The sequence below is a fragment of the Helicobacter pylori genome (assembly GCF_014496485.1).
Lineage (GTDB): Bacteria > Campylobacterota > Campylobacteria > Campylobacterales > Helicobacteraceae > Helicobacter > Helicobacter pylori_DD.
This window is the reverse complement of the sequence record NZ_JACTAX010000001.1, coordinates 151,038-168,713: the sequence shown is the minus strand read 5'-3', so window position 1 is coordinate 168,713 and position 17,676 is coordinate 151,038. Positions and strand designations below refer to the sequence as shown.

9 protein-coding genes are annotated in these 17,676 nt (G+C 40.2%); 8 read left to right on the top strand and 1 reads right to left on the bottom strand.

From position 1 onward, the window contains the following. Positions 1–2: 2 nt before the first annotated feature. The 8 genes from bioV to IC572_RS00780 all read left to right on the top strand — a co-directional run bounded on the left by bioV (position 3) and on the right by IC572_RS00780 (position 15,105). On the top strand, positions 3–521 hold the full coding sequence (gene bioV / locus IC572_RS00815; RefSeq protein WP_187854736.1) for a pimelyl-ACP methyl ester esterase BioV: 519 nt from the start codon (positions 3–5) through the stop codon (positions 519–521). A gap of 12 nt (positions 522–533) precedes the next feature. Further along, on the top strand, positions 534–1,007 hold the full coding sequence (locus IC572_RS00810) for a DUF4149 domain-containing protein (RefSeq protein WP_120805306.1): 474 nt from the start codon (positions 534–536) through the stop codon (positions 1,005–1,007). A 50-nt stretch (positions 1,008–1,057) separates the two neighbouring features. Beyond that, on the top strand, positions 1,058–9,766 hold the full coding sequence (gene imaA / locus IC572_RS00805; RefSeq protein WP_187854735.1) for an immunomodulatory autotransporter protein ImaA: 8,709 nt from the start codon (positions 1,058–1,060) through the stop codon (positions 9,764–9,766). 47 nt (positions 9,767–9,813) lie between these two features. Beyond that, positions 9,814–11,031 (top strand): diaminopimelate decarboxylase, encoded by a 1,218-nt coding sequence (gene lysA, locus IC572_RS00800; RefSeq protein WP_187854734.1) that lies wholly within the window; start codon positions 9,814–9,816, stop codon positions 11,029–11,031. A 4-nt stretch (positions 11,032–11,035) separates the two neighbouring features. Then, positions 11,036–11,326, top strand: coding sequence for a chorismate mutase (locus IC572_RS00795; RefSeq protein WP_187854733.1), 291 nt, complete (start codon positions 11,036–11,038; stop codon positions 11,324–11,326). A 12-nt stretch (positions 11,327–11,338) separates the two neighbouring features. Further along, positions 11,339–12,211: a DUF2156 domain-containing protein gene (locus IC572_RS00790; RefSeq protein ID WP_187854732.1), complete on the top strand. Its 873-nt coding sequence runs from the start codon at positions 11,339–11,341 to the stop codon at positions 12,209–12,211. Continuing rightward, the gene (locus IC572_RS00785; protein ID WP_187854731.1) at positions 12,212–13,891 is read left to right on the top strand and encodes a bifunctional chorismate-binding protein/class IV aminotransferase; all 1,680 of its coding nucleotides are present in this window, start codon (positions 12,212–12,214) and stop codon (positions 13,889–13,891) included. A 194-nt stretch (positions 13,892–14,085) separates the two neighbouring features. Next, entirely contained in the window at positions 14,086–15,105 is a 1,020-nt protein-coding gene (locus tag IC572_RS00780; protein WP_108580022.1) for an aliphatic amidase, read from the top strand. Between the two features lie 82 nt (positions 15,106–15,187). Here IC572_RS00780 and flgL read toward each other — a convergent pair whose 3' ends face one another. Then, the gene (gene flgL, locus IC572_RS00775) at positions 15,188–17,674 is read right to left on the bottom strand and encodes a flagellar hook-associated protein FlgL (protein WP_187854730.1); all 2,487 of its coding nucleotides are present in this window, start codon (positions 17,672–17,674) and stop codon (positions 15,188–15,190) included. Positions 17,675–17,676: the final 2 nt, after the last annotated feature.

Below are 17,676 nucleotides of genomic sequence, written 5' to 3'. Positions count from 1 at the left end.
AAATGCGTTTTTTTAGTGGTTTTGGGTTTGTTAATGAAAGCGTTTTGTTTGAAGAGTGGCTTTTAAAAGGGGCTTATGATATCTCAGGCTTTTCTATGGGAGCGATTAAGGCGATAGAATACGCTTATAATGAAATCTCACAACAGCGACGCATCAATTCTTTGTTATTGTTTTCGCCTTGCATGCTAGCGCATAAGAGTTTGGCGTTCAAACGCTTGCAACTTTCTTCGTTTCAAAAAGATCCGCAAAATTACATGGATAACTTTTATAAGGAAGTGGGCTTGAGCGTTCAATTGGAGCGTTTTAAAAAAGAGGGTTCTTTAGAAGAATTAGAATTTTTATTGGATTACAAGTATAGTGATCCTATAATTAGATTTTTATTAGAAAAAGGCGTGAAGATTGAAGTGTTTATCGGGTTAAAAGACAGGATCACTGACATTCAATCCCTTTTAGAATTTTTTACGCCATTAGTTCAAGTGTGGCAGTTTAAGGATTGCAACCATTTGTTGCAAAAATCTTAAAAAAGGTGGAAGATGAAAAAATTTGGTTTAGGGGTGTATTTGCTTCTTTTAGGTATTTTGGGCGGCTCTTTGATCATTTTAGGAGCGATAGTCGCGCCCATTGTTTTCAAAGCGTCAAGCATTTTACCTGAATTGAATCTAACTCCCTTTGAGAGCGGGAAACTCATGGCGCAAATCTTTGTGCGTTTCAATTATCTTTTAGGCGCGATCGGTTTTGTGGTGTTACTTTATGAAATCATTTCGTTTATTTACTATAAAAGATCGTTAGTGTATTTGATCCTTGGCGTGGCGATAGGGGCGTTGTGTTTTCTCTTTGTTTTTTATTACACGCCTTATATTTTAAACGCTCAAAAAATAGGCGAAGTTGCGCTCCAAAGCGCTGAATTTGCCCGCTCGCACGCTCAAAGCGAATGGCTGTTTAAGGAATTGTTTGTGCTGGTGTGCGCTTTGTTTTTTTGGCGTTTGCTTGGAAAAAATGCGCTTTGATTTAAAGGGGAGATTTGGTTACTATCTAGGAAATGAGAAGGTAGCATTTAATGAAGAAGTTTAAAAAGAAACCAAAAAAGATAACACGCAAGCAAAAAACAATCTTAAAGCGTCCTTTATGGCTTGCACCTTTACTCATCAGTGGGTTTGCTAGTGGGGTGTATGCGGATGGAACGGATATTTTAGGGCTTAGCTGGGGGGAAAAAAGCCAAAAGGTATGCGTGCATCATCCATGGTATGCTCTATGGAGTTGCGATAAATGGGAGGAAAAAACCCAACAATACACAGGAAACCAACTTATCACAAAAACTTGGGCAGGGGGTAATGCGGCTAATTACTACCACACTCAAAACAACCAAAATATTACAGCCAATTTAAAAAATGATAACGGCACTTATTTTTTAAGCGGTCTGTATAACTACACCGGAGGGGAATATAATGGGGGGAATTTAGACATTGAATTAGGCAGTAACGCTACTTTTAATCTAGGTGCGAGTAGTGGGAATAGCTTCACTTCTTGGTATCCTAATGGGCATACTAATGTTACTTTTAGCGCTGGGACTATCAATGTGAATAACAGCGTAGAAGTGGGCAATCGTGTGGGATCAGGAGCTGGCACACACACGGGAATAGCCACTTTAAACTTGAACGCTAATAAGGTTACTATCAATTCCAATATCAACGCGTATAAAACTTCGCAAGTGAATGTAGGCAATGCTAACAGCGTTATTACTATCGGTTCGGTTTCTTTAAGTGGGGATACTTGCAGTTCTTTAGCTAGTGTGGGCGTAGGGGCTAATTGCTCCACTTCAGGGCCTAGCTATTCTTTTAAAGGGACGACTAACGCTACTAATACGGCGTTTAGCAATGCAAACGGCAGTTTCACTTTTGAAGAGAACGCCACTTTTAGTGGGGCGAAATGGAATGGGGGGGCATTCACTTTTAATAAAGAGTTTAACGCTACCAATAATACCGCCTTTAATAGCGGTAGCTTCACTTTTAAAGGCGCAAGTTCCTTTAATGGCGCTTCGTTTAGTAACGCTACTTATACTTTTGACAATCAAGCCACCTTTCAAAACAGCTCCTTTAATGGGGGGACTTTTACTTTCAATAACCAAACCAATCAAAGCGCTCAGCACCCCCAAATTCAAAACAGCTCTTTTAGTGGTAACGCTACCACTCTTAAGGGCTTTGTGGATTTCCAGCAAGCCTTTAACAATTCAAACCACCAACTAACAATCCAAAACGCTTCCTTCAATAACGCTAATTTCAGCAATACCGGTAAAATCACCATAGAAAAAGAGGCAAGTTTTAACAACACGACTTTTAACACTTCTGTTGATACAAACAACATGACCATTACCGGTAGCGTTACTTTAAGCGGTAAGAACGATTTGAAAAATGGCTCAACCCTTGATTTTGGGAGTGCCAAAGTGACTCTCACTCAAGGGACGACTTTCAATCTCACAAGTTTAAGCAGTGAGAAGAGCGTAACGATTTTAAATTCTAGCGGTGGGATCACTTATAACAATCTTTTAAACCATGCAATCAATGGCTTGACAAGCGCCTTAAAAACGAACGAAAGCCCTTCAAAGCCGCAAAGTTTCGCTCAAGGCTTGTGGGATATGATCACTTACAATGGGGTTACCGGACAGCTTTTGAATGAAAACGCTGCAACACCTAAATCCGCTAATGCTTCGCCCTCTGCACCCACTAAAGACTCCCCACAAGTCTATCAAGTGGGCTACAAAATAGGGGATACTATCTACAAACTGCAAGAAACTTTTGGCCCTAATTCCATTATTATCCAAGCTTTAGAGAGCGGGACTTACACGCCACCCCCTACAATCAGCGGATCACAATTTAACTTATCCGCTTCAAATTATATTAATGCTGACATGCCTTGGTATGATCATAAATATTACATCCCCAAATCCCAAAATTTTACAGAGAGCGGGACTTATTACTTGCCGAGCGTTCAAATATGGGGGAGTTACACTAACTCGTTTAAACAAACCTTTAGTGCTAGTGGTAGTAATCTGGTGATTGGGTATAACTCAACATGGACTGGAAATAGCGTTTCTTCTAGCGACACGGTGTCTTTTGGGGACACTTCAGGGAGCGCTCTTAATGGGCATTGCGGGCCTTGGCCGTATTATCAGTGCACTGGCACGACTAACGGCACTTATAGCGCCTATCATGTATATATCACAGCGAATCTGCGTTCTGGCAATCGTATAGGCACCGGTGGGGCAGCCAATTTGGTCTTTAATGGGGTAGATAGTATCAATATCGCTAACGCCACCATCACGCAACATAACGCCGGGATTTATTCAAGCTCCATGACTTTTTCCACGCAAAACATGGACAATTCGCAGAATTTGAGTGGCCTAAACGCTAATGGCAAACTTTCCGTGTATGGCGCAACTTTCACCAACCAAGCCAAAGACGGGAAATTCATTTTCAATGCAGGGCAAGCGGTTTTTGAAAACACCAACTTTAATGGAGGGAGTTACCAATTCAGCGGCGATAGCTTGAATTTTTCAAACAACAACCAGTTCAATAGCGGTTCGTTTGAGATTAGTGCAAAAAACGCTTCGTTCAATAACGCTAATTTTAACAACAGCGCTTCTTTTAATTTCAATAACTCTAACGCGACCACTTCGTTTATGGGGGATTTCACTAACGCTAATTCAAATTTGCAAATCGCTGGGAACGCTGTCTTTGGAAATTCTGCTAATGGCTCTCAAAATAACGCTAATTTTAATAATACCGGCTCTGTTAATATTTCAGGGAATGCAACTTTTGATAATGTGGTTTTTAATGGCCCAACAAACACGAGCGTGAAAGGGCAGGTTACTCTCAATAATATCACTTTAAAAAACCTAAACGCCCCTTTGTCTTTTGGCGATGGGACAATTACTTTTAACGCTCATTCGGTGATTAATATTGGTGAAGCTATCACTAATGGCAACCCTATCACCCTTGTAAGCTCTTCTAAAGAGATTGATTACAACAACGCTTTTAGTAAAAATCTATGGCAGCTCATCAACTACCAAGGGCATGGGGCTAGCAGTGAAAAACTCGTCTCTAGCGTGGGTAATGGCGTCTATGATGTGGTGTATTCTTTCAATAACCAAACCTACAATTTCCAAGAGGTTTTTTCACCCAACAGCATTTCTATCCGGCGTTTGGGCGTTAGCATGGTGTTTGATTATATGGATATGGAAAAATCGGATCACTTGTATTATAAAGATGTTGTCGGTTTTATGACCTACATGCCTAACAGCTATAACAATAATTTAGGGAATGCAAACAACACCATTTACTATTACGACAAGAGCATTGATTTTTATGCGAGCGGGAAAACTTTATTCACTAAGGCGGAATTTTCTCAAACGTTCACCGGGCAAAACAGCGCGATCGTTTTTGGGGCTAAAAGCATATGGACGAATGCGAGCGATGCGCCGCAGTCTAATACCATCATTCGCTTTGGGGACAATAAGGGAGCAGGGAGTAATGATGCGAGCGGGCATTGCTGGAATTTGCAATGCATAGGCTTTATTACAGGGCATTATGAAGCGCAAAAGATTTACATCACCGGCAGCATTGAAAGCGGGAATCGCATTTCTAGCGGTGGGGGCGCAAGCCTTAATTTTAACGGGCTTCAAGGCATTCTTTTAACGAACGCGACTTTGTATAACCGCGCCGCTGGCACGCAAAGCTCGTCTATGAATTTTGTCTCTAACAGCGCGAATATTCAGGCTCAAAACTCCTATTTTATAGACGATACCGCGCAAAATGGCGGTAACCCTAATTTCAGTTTCAACGCTTTGAATCTGGATTTTTCTAACAGCTCTTTTAGGGGCTATGTGGGGACAACGCAATCTGTTTTTAAATTCAATGCCACTAATGCGATCAGTTTCACCAACAGCACGAATTTAAGCTCTGGTTTGTATCAAATGCAAGCTAAAAGCGTGTTGTTTGACAATTCCAATTTAAGCGTTTCAGTGGGAACAAGCAGTATTAAAGCCAATGCGATCAGTCTTTCTCAAAACGCCTCTATCAATGCGAGCAACCATTCAACCTTAGAGCTTCAAGGCGATTTGAATTTAAACGACACCAGCTCGCTCAACCTCAACCAAAGCACGATCAATGTTTCCAATAACGCCACGATCAACGATTATGCGAGCTTGATTGCGAGCAATAATGCTCATATCAATTTTAATGGGACAACCAATTTCAATTCAGCGAATATTACTACGAGTTTGAATCATTCTTCTATCGCGTTTAAGGGATCGATCTCTTTAGGAGGGCAATTTAATTTAAGCAATAATTCTTCTTTAGATTTTCAAGGCTCTAGCGCTATCACCTCTAACACGGCGTTTAATTTCTATGATAACGCTTTTTCTCAAAGCCCCATCACGTTCCATCAAGCCCTTGACATTAAAGCGCCCTTGAGTTTGGGAGGCAACCTCTTAAACCCTAACAGCAGTAGCGTGCTGGATTTAAAAAACAGCCAGCTTGTTTTTAGCGATCAAGGGAGCTTGAATATCGCTAACATTGATTTACTAAGCGATCTGAACGATAATAAAAATCGTGTGTATAACATCATTCAAGCGGACATGAATAGTAATTGGTATGAGCGTATCAGCTTCTTTGGCATGCGTATCAATGACGGGATTTATGACGCTAAAAACCAAACTTATAGTTTCACTAACCCCCTTAATAGCGCCCTAAAAATCACCGAGAGCTTTAAAAATAACCAACTAAGCGTTACGCTCTCTCAAATCCCGGGCATTAAAAACACGCTTTATAACATTGGCTCTGAAATCTTTAACTACCAAAAAGTTTATAACAACGCTAACGGCGTGTATTCTTATAGCGATGACGCAGAAGGCGTGTTTTACCTCACGAGCAGCGTGAAAGGCTATTACAACCCCAACCAATCCTATCAAGCCAGCGGTAGCAATAACACCACGAAAAATAACAATCTAAGCTCTGAATCTTCTATCATTTCGCAAACCTATAACGCGCAAGGCAACCCTATTAGCGCATTACATGTCTATAACAAGGGCTATAATTTCAATAATATCAAAGCGTTAGGCCAAATGGCGCTCAAACTCTACCCTGAAATCAAAAAGATATTAGGGAATGATTTTTCGCTTTCAAGTTTGAGCAATTTAAAAGGCGATGCGCTAAACCAGCTTACCAAGCTCATCACCCCTAGCGATTGGAAAAACATTAACGAGTTGATTGATAACGCAAACAATTCGGTCGTGCAAAATTTCAATAACGGCACTTTGATTATAGGAGCGACTAAAATAGGGCAAACAGACACTAATAGCGCGGTGGTTTTTGGGGGCTTGGGCTATCAAACACCTTGTGATTATACTGATATTGTGTGCCAAAAATTTAGAGGCACTTATTTAGGGCAGCTTTTGGAGTCTAGCTCGGCTGATTTGGGCTATATTGACACGACTTTTAACGCTAAAGAAATTTATCTTACCGGCACTTTAGGGAGCGGGAACGCATGGGGGACTGGGGGGAGCGCTAGCGTAACTTTTAACAGCCAAACTTCGCTCATTCTCAACCAGGCTAATATCGTAAGCTCGCAAACCGATGGGATTTTTAGCATGCTAGGTCAAGAGGGTATCAATAAGGTTTTCAATCAAGCCGGGCTCGCCAATATTTTGGGCGAAGTGGCGGTGCAATCCATTAACAAAGCCGGGGGTTTAGGGAATTTGATAGTAAATACTCTAGGGAGTAATAGCGTGATTGGGGGGTATTTAACGCCTGAACAAAAAAATCAAACCCTAAGCCAGCTTTTAGGGCAGAATAACTTTGATAATCTCATGAATGATAGCGGTTTGAACACGGCGATTAAGGATTTGATCAGACAAAAATTAGGCTTTTGGACCGGGCTAGTGGGGGGATTAGCCGGACTAGGAGGCATTGATTTGCAAAACCCTGAAAAGCTTATAGGGAGCATGTCCATCAATGATTTATTGAGTAAAAAAGGGTTGTTCAATCAGATCACCGGCTTTATTTCCGCTAACGATATAGGGCAAGTCATAAGCGTAATGTTGCAAGATATTGTCAAACCGAGCAACGCTTTAAAAAACGATGTAGTGGCTTTAGGCAAACAAATGATTGGCGAATTTTTAGGCCAAGATGCGCTCAATTCTTTAGAAAGCTTGCTGCAAAACCAGCAGATTAAAAGCGTTTTAGACAAAGTCCTAGCGGCTAAAGGCTTAGGGCCTATTTATGAACAAGGTTTGGGGGATTTGATACCTAATCTTAGTAAAAAAGGGCTTTTCGCTCCTTATGGCTTGAGTCAAGTGTGGCAAAAAGGGGATTTTAGTTTCAACGCGCAAGGCAATGTTTTTGTGCAAAATTCCACTTTCTCTAACGCTAATGGAGGCACGCTCTCTTTTAACGCAGGAAATTCGCTCATTTTTGCCGGCAACAATCATATCGCTTTCACTAACCATTTTGGAACGCTTCAATTATTATCCGATCAAGTTTCTAACATTAACATCACCACGCTTGATGCCAGCAACGGCCTTAAGATTAACGCCGCTAATAACAATGTTTCTGTGTCTCAAGGCAATCTGTTTATCAACGCTAGCTGCGCGCAACAAAGCGATCCAACTGCAGTTAACGCTACAAACCCTTGCACGCTTAGTGCCCAAAGCGCGAATGGCGCTTCTTCTAGTAATGCGTCAAATAACGCGCCAATCGCCTTGAACAATAACGATGAAAGCTTGATGGTTACGGCGAATGATTTCAATTTTTCAGGCAATATTTACGCTAACGGGGTGGTTGATTTTTCAAAGATTAAGAGCTCTGCAAACGTTAAAAACCTGTATCTTTACAATAACGCTCAATTCCAAGCCAACAACCTTATTATTTCCAACCAAGCGGTGTTAGAGAAAAACGCTAGCTTTGTAACGAATAATTTAAACATTCAAGGGGCGTTTAACAACAACGCCACGCAAAAAATAGAGGTGCTTCAAAATTTAGTGATCGCTTCAAACGCTTCTTTAAGCACCGGGATTTATGGGTTAGGAGTAGGGGGGGTTTTGAATCATTTTGGAACGATTAATTTCAATTTAGAAAATTCTCAAACGCCTGTAAATCCGCTCATTCAAGCAGAGGGGATCATCAATCTCAACACCACCCAAACGCCTTTTATCAATGTCAATAACAGCATGGCCAATAACACGACTTACACTTTATTAAAAAGCAGCCGTTACATTGATTACAATATCAACCCTAACAGCTTGCAATCGTATTTGAAGCTCTATACCTTAATCAATATCAACGGAAACCACATAGAGGAAAAAAACGGCGTGTTGACTTATTTGGGCCAACGGGTTTTGTTGCAAGATAAGGGGTTATTATTAAGCGTAGCGCTGCCTAACTCAAATAATGCCTCTCAAAACCATATTTTAAGCCTTTCTGTTCTTCATGACCAGATTAAAATGTCTTATGGCAACAAGATCATGGACTTTACCCCCCCTACCTTACAAGATTATATTGCAAGCATTCAAGGGCAAAGCACGCTCAATCAAATTGAAGCGATAGGGGGGAATAACGCTATCAATTGGCTTTCAACATTGATGATGAAAACCAAAGAAAACCCGCTTTTTGCACCGATTTATTTAGAAAACCACTCTTTGAATGAAATTTTAGACGCAACAAAAGATCTTCAAAACACCGCAAGCTTGATTTCTAACCCTAATTTTAGGGATAACGCTACCAACCTTTTAGAATTGGCGAGTTACACCCAACAAACCAGCCGTTTGACAAAACTCTCTGATTTTAGGGCTAGAGAGGGAGAGTCTGATTTTTCTTTGTTAGAGCTTAAAAACAAGCGTTTTAGCGATCCTAACCCTGGAGAGGTTTTTGTTAAATACACACAACCCAACAAACACCCCAATAACCTTTGGGTTCAAGGGATTGGGGGAGCGAGCTTTATTTCTGGGGGCAATGGCACGCTTTATGGCTTGAACGTGGGCTATGACCGGTTGGTTAAAAATGTGATCCTTGGGGGTTATGTGGCTTATGGCTATAGCGACTTTAATGGGAACATCATGCGTTCTTTGGGTAATAATGTGGATGTGGGGATGTATGCGAGGGCTTTTTTAAAAAGAAACGAATTCACTTTGAGCGCGAATGAAACTTATGGAGGCAATGCAACTAGTATCAATTCTTCTAATTCTTTGCTCTCTGTGTTGAACCAACGCTACAACTACAACACCTGGACAACGAGCGTGAACGGGAATTACGGCTATGATTTCATGTTCAAACAAAAAAGCGTGGTGCTAAAACCTCAAGTGGGCTTGAGCTATCATTTCATAGGCTTGAGCGGGATGAAAGGCAAAATGAATGATGCCGCTTACAAACAATTTCTTATGCATTCAAACCCCTCTAACGAATCGGTTTTAACGCTCAACATGGGGTTGGAGAGCCGTAAATATTTTGGTCAAAATTCCTATTATTTTGTAACGGCGAGATTGGGTAGGGATCTTTTGATCAAATCTAAAGGCGGTAATATGGTGCGTTTTGTGGGTGAAAACACTTTATTGTATCGCAAGGGGGAAGTTTTCAACACTTTTGCGAGCGTGATTACAGGGGGCGAAATGCATTTGTGGCGTTTGATGTATGTGAATGCGGGGGTGGGGCTTAAGATGGGCTTGCAATACCAGGATATTAATATAACTGGGAATGTGGGCATGCGAGTGGCGTTTTAGCTTTTTTGCTATAATGCTTCGTTCAAATTTTATAGTTAGGTTTTTCTATGTTTAATTATGAAGAGCTGTTTCAAACTTATAAAACCCCTTTTTACCTCTATGATTTTGACAAGATCAAACAGGCTTTTTTGAATTATAAAGAAGCGTTTAGGGGGCGTAAATCTTTAATTTGCTACGCTTTAAAGGCGAATTCTAATTTGAGTATCCTCTCTTTATTGGCGCATTTAGGGAGCGGGGCGGATTGCGTTTCCATAGGTGAGATACAAAGGGCTTTAAAAGCCGGGATCAAGCCTTATAGGATCGTGTTTAGCGGGGTGGGTAAGAGCGGATTTGAAATAGAACAAGCCCTAAAACTCAACATTTTATTTTTGAATGTAGAAAGTTTTATGGAATTAAAAACGATTGAAACAATCGCTCAATCTTTAGGGATAAAGGCTAGGATTTCCATTCGAATCAACCCTAACATTGACGCTAAAACGCACCCCTATATTTCTACCGGTTTGAAAGAAAATAAGTTTGGCGTGGGAGAAAAAGAAGCTTTAGAAATGTTTCTCTGGGCTAAAAAAAGCGCGTTTTTAGAGCCTGTTAGCGTGCATTTTCATATCGGCTCACAGCTCTTAGATTTAGAGCCGATTATAGAAGCGAGCCAAAAGGTGGCCAAAATCGCTAAATCTTTGATCGCGCTAGGGATAGATTTGCGTTTTTTTGATGTGGGCGGAGGCATTGGCGTGAGCTATGAAAATGAAGAGACTATCAAGCTTTATGATTACGCGCAAGGGATTTTAAACGCGCTTCAAGGCTTGGATTTGACCATTATTTGTGAGCCGGGCCGCTCGATCGTGGCTGAGAGTGGGGAATTGATCACGCAGGTTTTGTATGAAAAAAAGGCTCAAAACAAGCGCTTTGTAATCATAGATGCGGGCATGAATGATTTTTTACGCCCCAGTTTGTATCATGCTAAGCATGCCATAAGGGTTATAACGCCCTCTAAGGGGCGTAAGATCTCGCCTTGCGATGTGGTAGGGCCTGTGTGCGAGAGCAGCGACACTTTTTTAAAAGACGCCAATTTGCCAGAATTAGAGCCAGGCGATAAATTAGTCATAGAAAAGGTTGGGGCTTATGGCTCTAGCATGGCCAGTCAATACAATTCGCGCCCCAAACTCTTAGAATTAGCCCTAGAAGATCACAAAATCAGAGTGATAAGAAAAAGAGAGGCTTTAGAAGATTTGTGGCGGCTAGAAGAAGAAGGCTTAAAAGGGGTTTGATTAGATGCAAAAGAATTTGGATAGTCTTTTAGAAAATTTAAGGGCTGAAATTGATGTGCTGGATAATGAATTAAGCGATCTTTTAGACAAACGCTTAGAAATCGCTTTAAAAATCGCTCTCATCAAACAAGAAAGCCCCATTTATTGCCCTAAAAGAGAGCAAGAAATTTTACAACGACTCAGCCAAAGGGATTTCAAGCATTTGAATGGAGAAATTCTTACGGGTTTTTATGCAGAGGTTTTTAAGATTTCTAGAAAATTTCAAGAAAACGCCCTCAAAGAGTTAAAAAAATAAAAGAGAGTTGTTATGTTTGAAAAAATTACCCTAGCGCATAAGGACTTGTTTTCAAGGTTTTTAAGCACTCAAAAAATCGTTTTATCAGATGTGAGTTTTACCAATTGCTTCTTATGGCAGCACGCAAGGCTCATTCAAGTGGCTGTGATTAGGGATTGTTTGGTGATTCAAACCACTTATGAAAATCAAAAACCCTTTTATTTCTACCCTATCGGTAAGAATGCGTTTGAATGTGTGGAAGAGCTTTTGAAATTAGAAAAAAATTTAAGATTCCACTCCCTGACTTTAGAGCAAAAAGACGATTTGAAAGACAATTTTGTAGGGGTGTTTGATTTCACTTACAACCGAGACAGGAGCGATTACGTTTATTCTATTGAAGAACTAATCGCGCTCAAAGGGAAAAAATACCATAAGAAAAAAAACCACCTAAACCAGTTTTTAACCAATTATGCGAATTTTGTTTATGAAAAAATTTCTCTTCAAAACAGAAAGGAAGTTTTAGAAGCTTCTCAAGAGTGGTTTTTAGAAAGCCAAACCGATGATATAGGGTTAATCAATGAAAATAAGGGCATTCAAAGCGTGTTAGAAAATTATGAAAGCTTGGATGTGAAAGGGGGGCTTATTAGGGTTAATGGGGAAATAGTCTCGTTTAGTTTTGGAGAAGTTTTAAACGAAGAGAGCGCGCTCATCCACATTGAAAAAGCCCGCGCAGATATTGCAGGCGCGTATCAGATCATCAACCAGCAATTGCTTTTGAATGAATTTAGCCATCTAACTTACGCTAACAGAGAAGAAGATCTAGGATTAGAGGGTTTGAGAAGGTCTAAAATGAGCTATAACCCGGTGTTTTTGATAGACAAATACGAAGCGGTTGCTAGAAATTAAATGATTTTTGGGGATTTTAAATATCAAAAAAGCGTTAAAAAACTCACAGCCACTAATCTTAACGAGCTTAAAAACGCCTTGGATTTTATCTCTCAAAATAGGGGGAAGGGGTATTTTGTGGGGTATCTTTTGTATGAAGCGCGATTAGCGTTTTTAGATGAAACTTTTCAAAGTCAAACCCCTTTTTTGTATTTTGAACAATTTTTAGAAAGAAAAAAATATTCTTTAGAGCCTTTAAAAGAGCATGCGTTTTACCCTAAAATCCATAGCTCTTTAGATCAAAAAACTTATTTCAAGCAGTTTAAAGCCGTTAAAGAGCGTCTCAAAAACGGCGATACCTATCAAGTGAATCTCACGATGGATTTATTTTTAGACACTAAAGCCAAGCTAGAGCGTATTTTTAAGGAAGTGATACACAACCAAAACACGCCTTTTAAGGCTTTGATAGAAAATGAGTTTGGGAGTGTTTTAAGCTTTTCGCCGGAATTGTTTTTTGAATTAGAGTTTTTGGACACAGCGATTAAGATTATCACAAAACCCATGAAAGGCACGATCGCTCGCTCAAATAACCCCTTGATAGATGAAAAAAACCGATTGTTTTTGCAAAATGATGACAAAAACAGAAGTGAAAATGTGATGATTGTGGATTTATTGCGTAACGATTTGAGCCGTTTAGCTTTAAAAAATAGCGTGAAAGTCAATCAATTGTTTGAAATCATCAGCTTGCCTAGCGTGTATCAAATGATAAGCGAGATTGAAGCTCAATTGCCCCTAAAAACCAGCTTGTTTGAGATTTTTAAGGCGTTGTTCCCTTGCGGCTCTGTGACCGGATGCCCTAAAATCAAAACCATGCAAATCATTGAAGAATTAGAAAAACGCCCTAGGGGGGTGTATTGCGGGGCGATAGGCATGGTTGAAGAAAAAAAAGCCCTTTTTAGCGTGCCTATCCGCACTTTAGAAAAAAGAGCGCATGAAAATTTTTTGCATTTAGGGGTAGGGAGTGGGGTAACTTATCAAAGTAAAGCGCCAAAAGAATATGAAGAGAGCTTTTTAAAATCCTTTTTTGTGATGCCTAAAATAGAATTTGAGATTGTAGAGACGATGAAAGTTATCAAAAGGGATCAAAAATTAGAGATTAACAATAAAAACGCCCATAAAGAACGCTTAATGCATAGCGCCCAATACTTTAATTTCAAATGCGATGAAAATCTTTTGGACTTTGAATTAGAAAAAGAAGGGGTTTTAAGGGTTTTATTGAATAAAAAGGGCAAGCTCATTAAAGAATACAAAACTTTAGAGTCTTTAAAAAGCCTAGAAATCCGTTTGAGTGAAGCCCCCATTGATAAACACAACGATTTTTTATACCACAAGACCACTTACGCCCCTTTTTATCAAAAGGCTCGAGCGCTCATTAAAAAAGGCGTTATGTTTGATGAAATCTTTTATAACCAGGATTTGGAACTCACTGAGGGCGCTAGGAGCAATCTTATTTTAGAAATCCACAACAAGCTTTTAACCCCTTATTTCAGCGCGGGCGCGTTAAACGGGACGGGTGTTATGGGATTGTTAAAAAAGGGTCTTGTTGAGCATGCCCCTTTAAAATTGCAAGATTTGCAAAAAGCGTCTAAAATCTATTGTATTAATGCGCTATACGGGTTAGTGGAAGTGAAAATAAGATAACTATAAAAATAGAGCGGCTAAAACCTCATTTTTCTAGAAATAGGTTACCCAATGGAGCAAAAAAATTAAAACTCGCCTATAATAATTATAATGATTAAAGTTTTCACATTCATTATAAATCCGTTTACACAAGTATTTTATAAATTCAAGTAGAGGGTTTGTAGGAACTCTCATCAAAAAACAAGGAACATAACATGAGACATGGAGATATTAGTAGCAGCCCAGATACTGTGGGTGTAGCGGTAGTTAATTATAAGATGCCTAGACTCCACACTAAAGAACAAGTGTTGGAAAATTGTCGCAATATCGCTAAGGTGATTGGTGGGGTCAAACAAGGTTTGCCCGGATTGGATCTGATTATTTTCCCCGAATACAGCACGCATGGGATCATGTATGACAGACAGGAGATGTTTGACACAGCCGCAAGCGTTCCTGGAGAAGAAACCGCAATCTTTGCTGAGGCTTGTAAGAAAAACAAGGTTTGGGGAGTGTTCTCTTTAACTGGGGAAAAACACGAGCAAGCTAAAAAGAATCCCTATAACACTTTGATTCTTGTCAATGATAAGGGTGAGATCGTGCAAAAATACCGCAAAATCTTGCCTTGGTGTCCTATTGAATGCTGGTATCCTGGGGATAAAACCTATGTGGTTGATGGGCCTAAGGGCTTGAAAGTTTCTTTGATCATTTGCGATGATGGGAACTACCCTGAAATTTGGCGCGATTGTGCGATGCGTGGGGCAGAACTCATTGTACGCTGTCAAGGTTACATGTATCCGGCTAAAGAGCAACAAATTGCGATAGTGAAAGCTATGGCGTGGGCTAATCAATGCTATGTAGCGGTAGCGAATGCGACCGGCTTTGATGGGGTGTATTCCTATTTCGGGCATTCTAGCATTATTGGTTTTGACGGGCATACTTTGGGCGAATGCGGGGAAGAAGAAAATGGTCTTCAATACGCTCAACTTTCCGTGCAACAAATCCGTGATGCGAGGAAATACGACCAAAGCCAAAACCAACTTTTCAAACTCTTGCACAGAGGTTATAGTGGGGTTTTTGCTAGTGGCGATGGGGATAAGGGTGTGGCGGAATGCCCTTTTGAGTTCTATAAAACTTGGGTTAATGACCCCAAAAAAGCTCAAGAAAATGTAGAAAAATTCACCCGCCCAAGCGTGGGGGTGGCCACTTGTCCTGTGGGCGATTTGCCCACGAAATAAGGGGTAAAAGGAGGGGGGCTTCATAGAAGCTTAAAAGCCATTTTAATATCTCTTTTTAGAACGCTTAAAAACCACCAAAAGATTACAAGTATTTCGTTAAAGACAGATTATTGATTTTATTCGTGGAAGCCAGAACGGCGTTATAATTGTTAGTGAGATTGGAAAACTTGTTATAAGTTTCTGCCATATCCGTGCCGGTCGTTTCCCCACGAATGCTTTGAACTTGCGTTTTTAAAACTTCATTGCGCCTGATAATGTTCTCAAACGCTTTACCATGAGCGCCGTTTTTAGCGATCATTTTTTCTATGTGATCGCTCAAGTGATCTATAAGAGTGATGCCGTTTTGAATGCCTAAATTACGCATGTCGCTAGAATAAGTATCCCCTAAAGCGTCCGGGCGATAAATCCCTTTTCTTACAGAAGTGATGGTATTTTCTAATTGATCAAAAAAATTCACGCTTGGCTTGTCAATAATGAGAGCGTTATTAGCGTTTAATTTAAGGCTTGGTTTGTCGCTATGCAAGGCATTTTGAGAAAAATCATTCGCGTCTTTATCAAAAAGCATGAACTGCATTTTGGTGTTTGAATGCATGTTGTCTTGGATAATGACTTTTCCCTCTTCATTCAAATTAATAGAAAGGTTGTCTTTAGCTTGTTTTAACAATTCAATAAAGCGCTCCTTGCTTTCTTTGGAAGTGGGGTTATCGCTGATTTGTTGGTAGATGGCTGGGTCAGTATTGCTGTAATTGAGCGCGATACTCATCGCATCCATGAGCTGCCTGTAAGTGACTTCATTGGGTTTAGACGCTTGAATGTTAGCGGTTGTGGGGTCATAAAGCGGGATTTTAACGCCATTAGGCAAACTCAAAAAAGCCCCATTAGGATCTAAATTTATTTGTGCTTCTAAAAACGAACCATTCACATCGTTTAATTTCATGTTAAAAACGCTATTTTCCAAACTCCCCTTAGCGGCTTCACTCAGTTTAGTAGAGCCATTAGCCGCGCCATTTTGAGCGGTTTGAGCGACATTGCTTTCTAATTTTGCCCCTTCTTTATTGAAATAGGTTTTTTGGTATTCGCTCGCGTTATTAGTGGGGATACCGGCCACTTCTAGCCCTTTAGCATCTAGGGTGCTTAAAACAAAAGAAATAGGCGATTCTTTAGAAGAATTGTCAATGATCCTCAAACGCCCGTTCGTTGCAATTTCCACATCCACTTCATTATTAAAGCGTTTTTTGATCGCGTCTTTCAAATCTTTAATCGTAGAGTTTTTCACGTCTAAAAGAATGGGAATATCCAAATTAATAGGGAGGTTTGGGATTTTAATAGTGCTTTCATCGTCCAAGCGGCTAGCGTTGATTTTTAAAGTTTCCACCTTATCGCCAAAAATCTCGCTCAATTTGGTGTTTTTGTTGGCTAAAACATTATCTTTAGTGATAAACACGCTAGGGATTTCAAGCACCTTGGGATTATACATGTTAGGTACCGCTTTAACTTGGCTCAAACTCCTATCCGTTACAAACGCGCTTTTGACGTATTCAGTAACCCTTTTTCCGCTCGAACGCAAAGCGTCTAAATCATCAAAATCCCCATCGCTAGAAATCAAATGAAAATCCAAATTTTCACTGCCGGGGGTTAGGTTTTTGATCTCAATTTGCCCCCAATTGTTCAAACTCACATCCACGACTTTATTTTGCGAAGTGTTCCCGTAAGCGTGAGCGATTTTATCCAACAAATCGCTCACTTTAGTCGCGCTTTCTTTGTTTTGATAGGCTTTAGAGAGCGCGAATTTTTCTTTAAAACTAGAGCCATCAGGCCTAACGCCTTGCAAATAAAAAAACTCTTTAGGGTCGTTGGTGGGGTCTTTGTCGTTATCGCCGATGAGTTCTCGCAAGGTATCACCGGGTTTAATAAAAACTTCTTCAGGCAATGAAGAATGCTCTAAAGCGTCCATCACATCAGGGTGGAGCTTGTTTTGATTGAATAATTTAATGTTGGTGGTGATGAGCTTGTGTTTGTCTTTATCTGTGCCTAAAAACAAATCTTGCCCGCTAATATTATAAGGCACAAGGTTATCAGAGCTAATAAGCACGTTTAAATCTTCGCCATTGCCATGGTATTTCCCCTCGCTATCAATGGGAGGTCTATCCACCTTACTGCCCCCAAATAAAAATTCCCCCCCTATGGAGGTGTTAGCGACATTCATCATATGCTCTCTCAAGCGTTCTAAATCGTTAGCGATAGCGGCACGAGAAGTCTCTGAATGCACATCGTTAGCGGATTGGATGAGTTTGGTTTTAAACGCCTCCATCGTTTTAGAAAATTCTTGCAAGGCTTTGTCGGTATTGAGCGTTGAAGTGTAAGCGTTTTGGGCCACATCAATGCCTTGATCTAAGGTGTTTTCTTCGTATTGGAATTTTAAATTCTGGTTGTTAATGTCGCTGTTTTGATAACCATAACGGATTTTTAACCCTGAAGCGATCTGCGTGTTAGCGTCGTTGATTTTATTTTGTAAAGCGTTTTGGTAGTGATTCATTTGGTTGTATTTAGAGCCAAAGGTAACGCGCATGA

What these genes read in the sequence shown, in the direction of transcription:
- bioV (WP_187854736.1), top strand. Translation starts at nt 3, where the DNA reads ATGCGTTTTTTTAGTGGTTTTGGGTTTGTTAATGAAAGCGTTTTGTTT.
- IC572_RS00810 (WP_120805306.1), top strand. Translation starts at nt 534, where the DNA reads ATGAAAAAATTTGGTTTAGGGGTGTATTTGCTTCTTTTAGGTATTTTG.
- imaA (WP_187854735.1), top strand. Translation starts at nt 1,058, where the DNA reads ATGAAGAAGTTTAAAAAGAAACCAAAAAAGATAACACGCAAGCAAAAA.
- lysA (WP_187854734.1), top strand. Translation starts at nt 9,814, where the DNA reads ATGTTTAATTATGAAGAGCTGTTTCAAACTTATAAAACCCCTTTTTAC.
- IC572_RS00795 (WP_187854733.1), top strand. Translation starts at nt 11,036, where the DNA reads ATGCAAAAGAATTTGGATAGTCTTTTAGAAAATTTAAGGGCTGAAATT.
- IC572_RS00790 (WP_187854732.1), top strand. Translation starts at nt 11,339, where the DNA reads ATGTTTGAAAAAATTACCCTAGCGCATAAGGACTTGTTTTCAAGGTTT.
- IC572_RS00785 (WP_187854731.1), top strand. Translation starts at nt 12,212, where the DNA reads ATGATTTTTGGGGATTTTAAATATCAAAAAAGCGTTAAAAAACTCACA.
- IC572_RS00780 (WP_108580022.1), top strand. Translation starts at nt 14,086, where the DNA reads ATGAGACATGGAGATATTAGTAGCAGCCCAGATACTGTGGGTGTAGCG.
- flgL (WP_187854730.1), bottom strand. Translation starts at nt 17,674, where the DNA reads ATGCGCGTTACCTTTGGCTCTAAATACAACCAAATGAATCACTACCAA.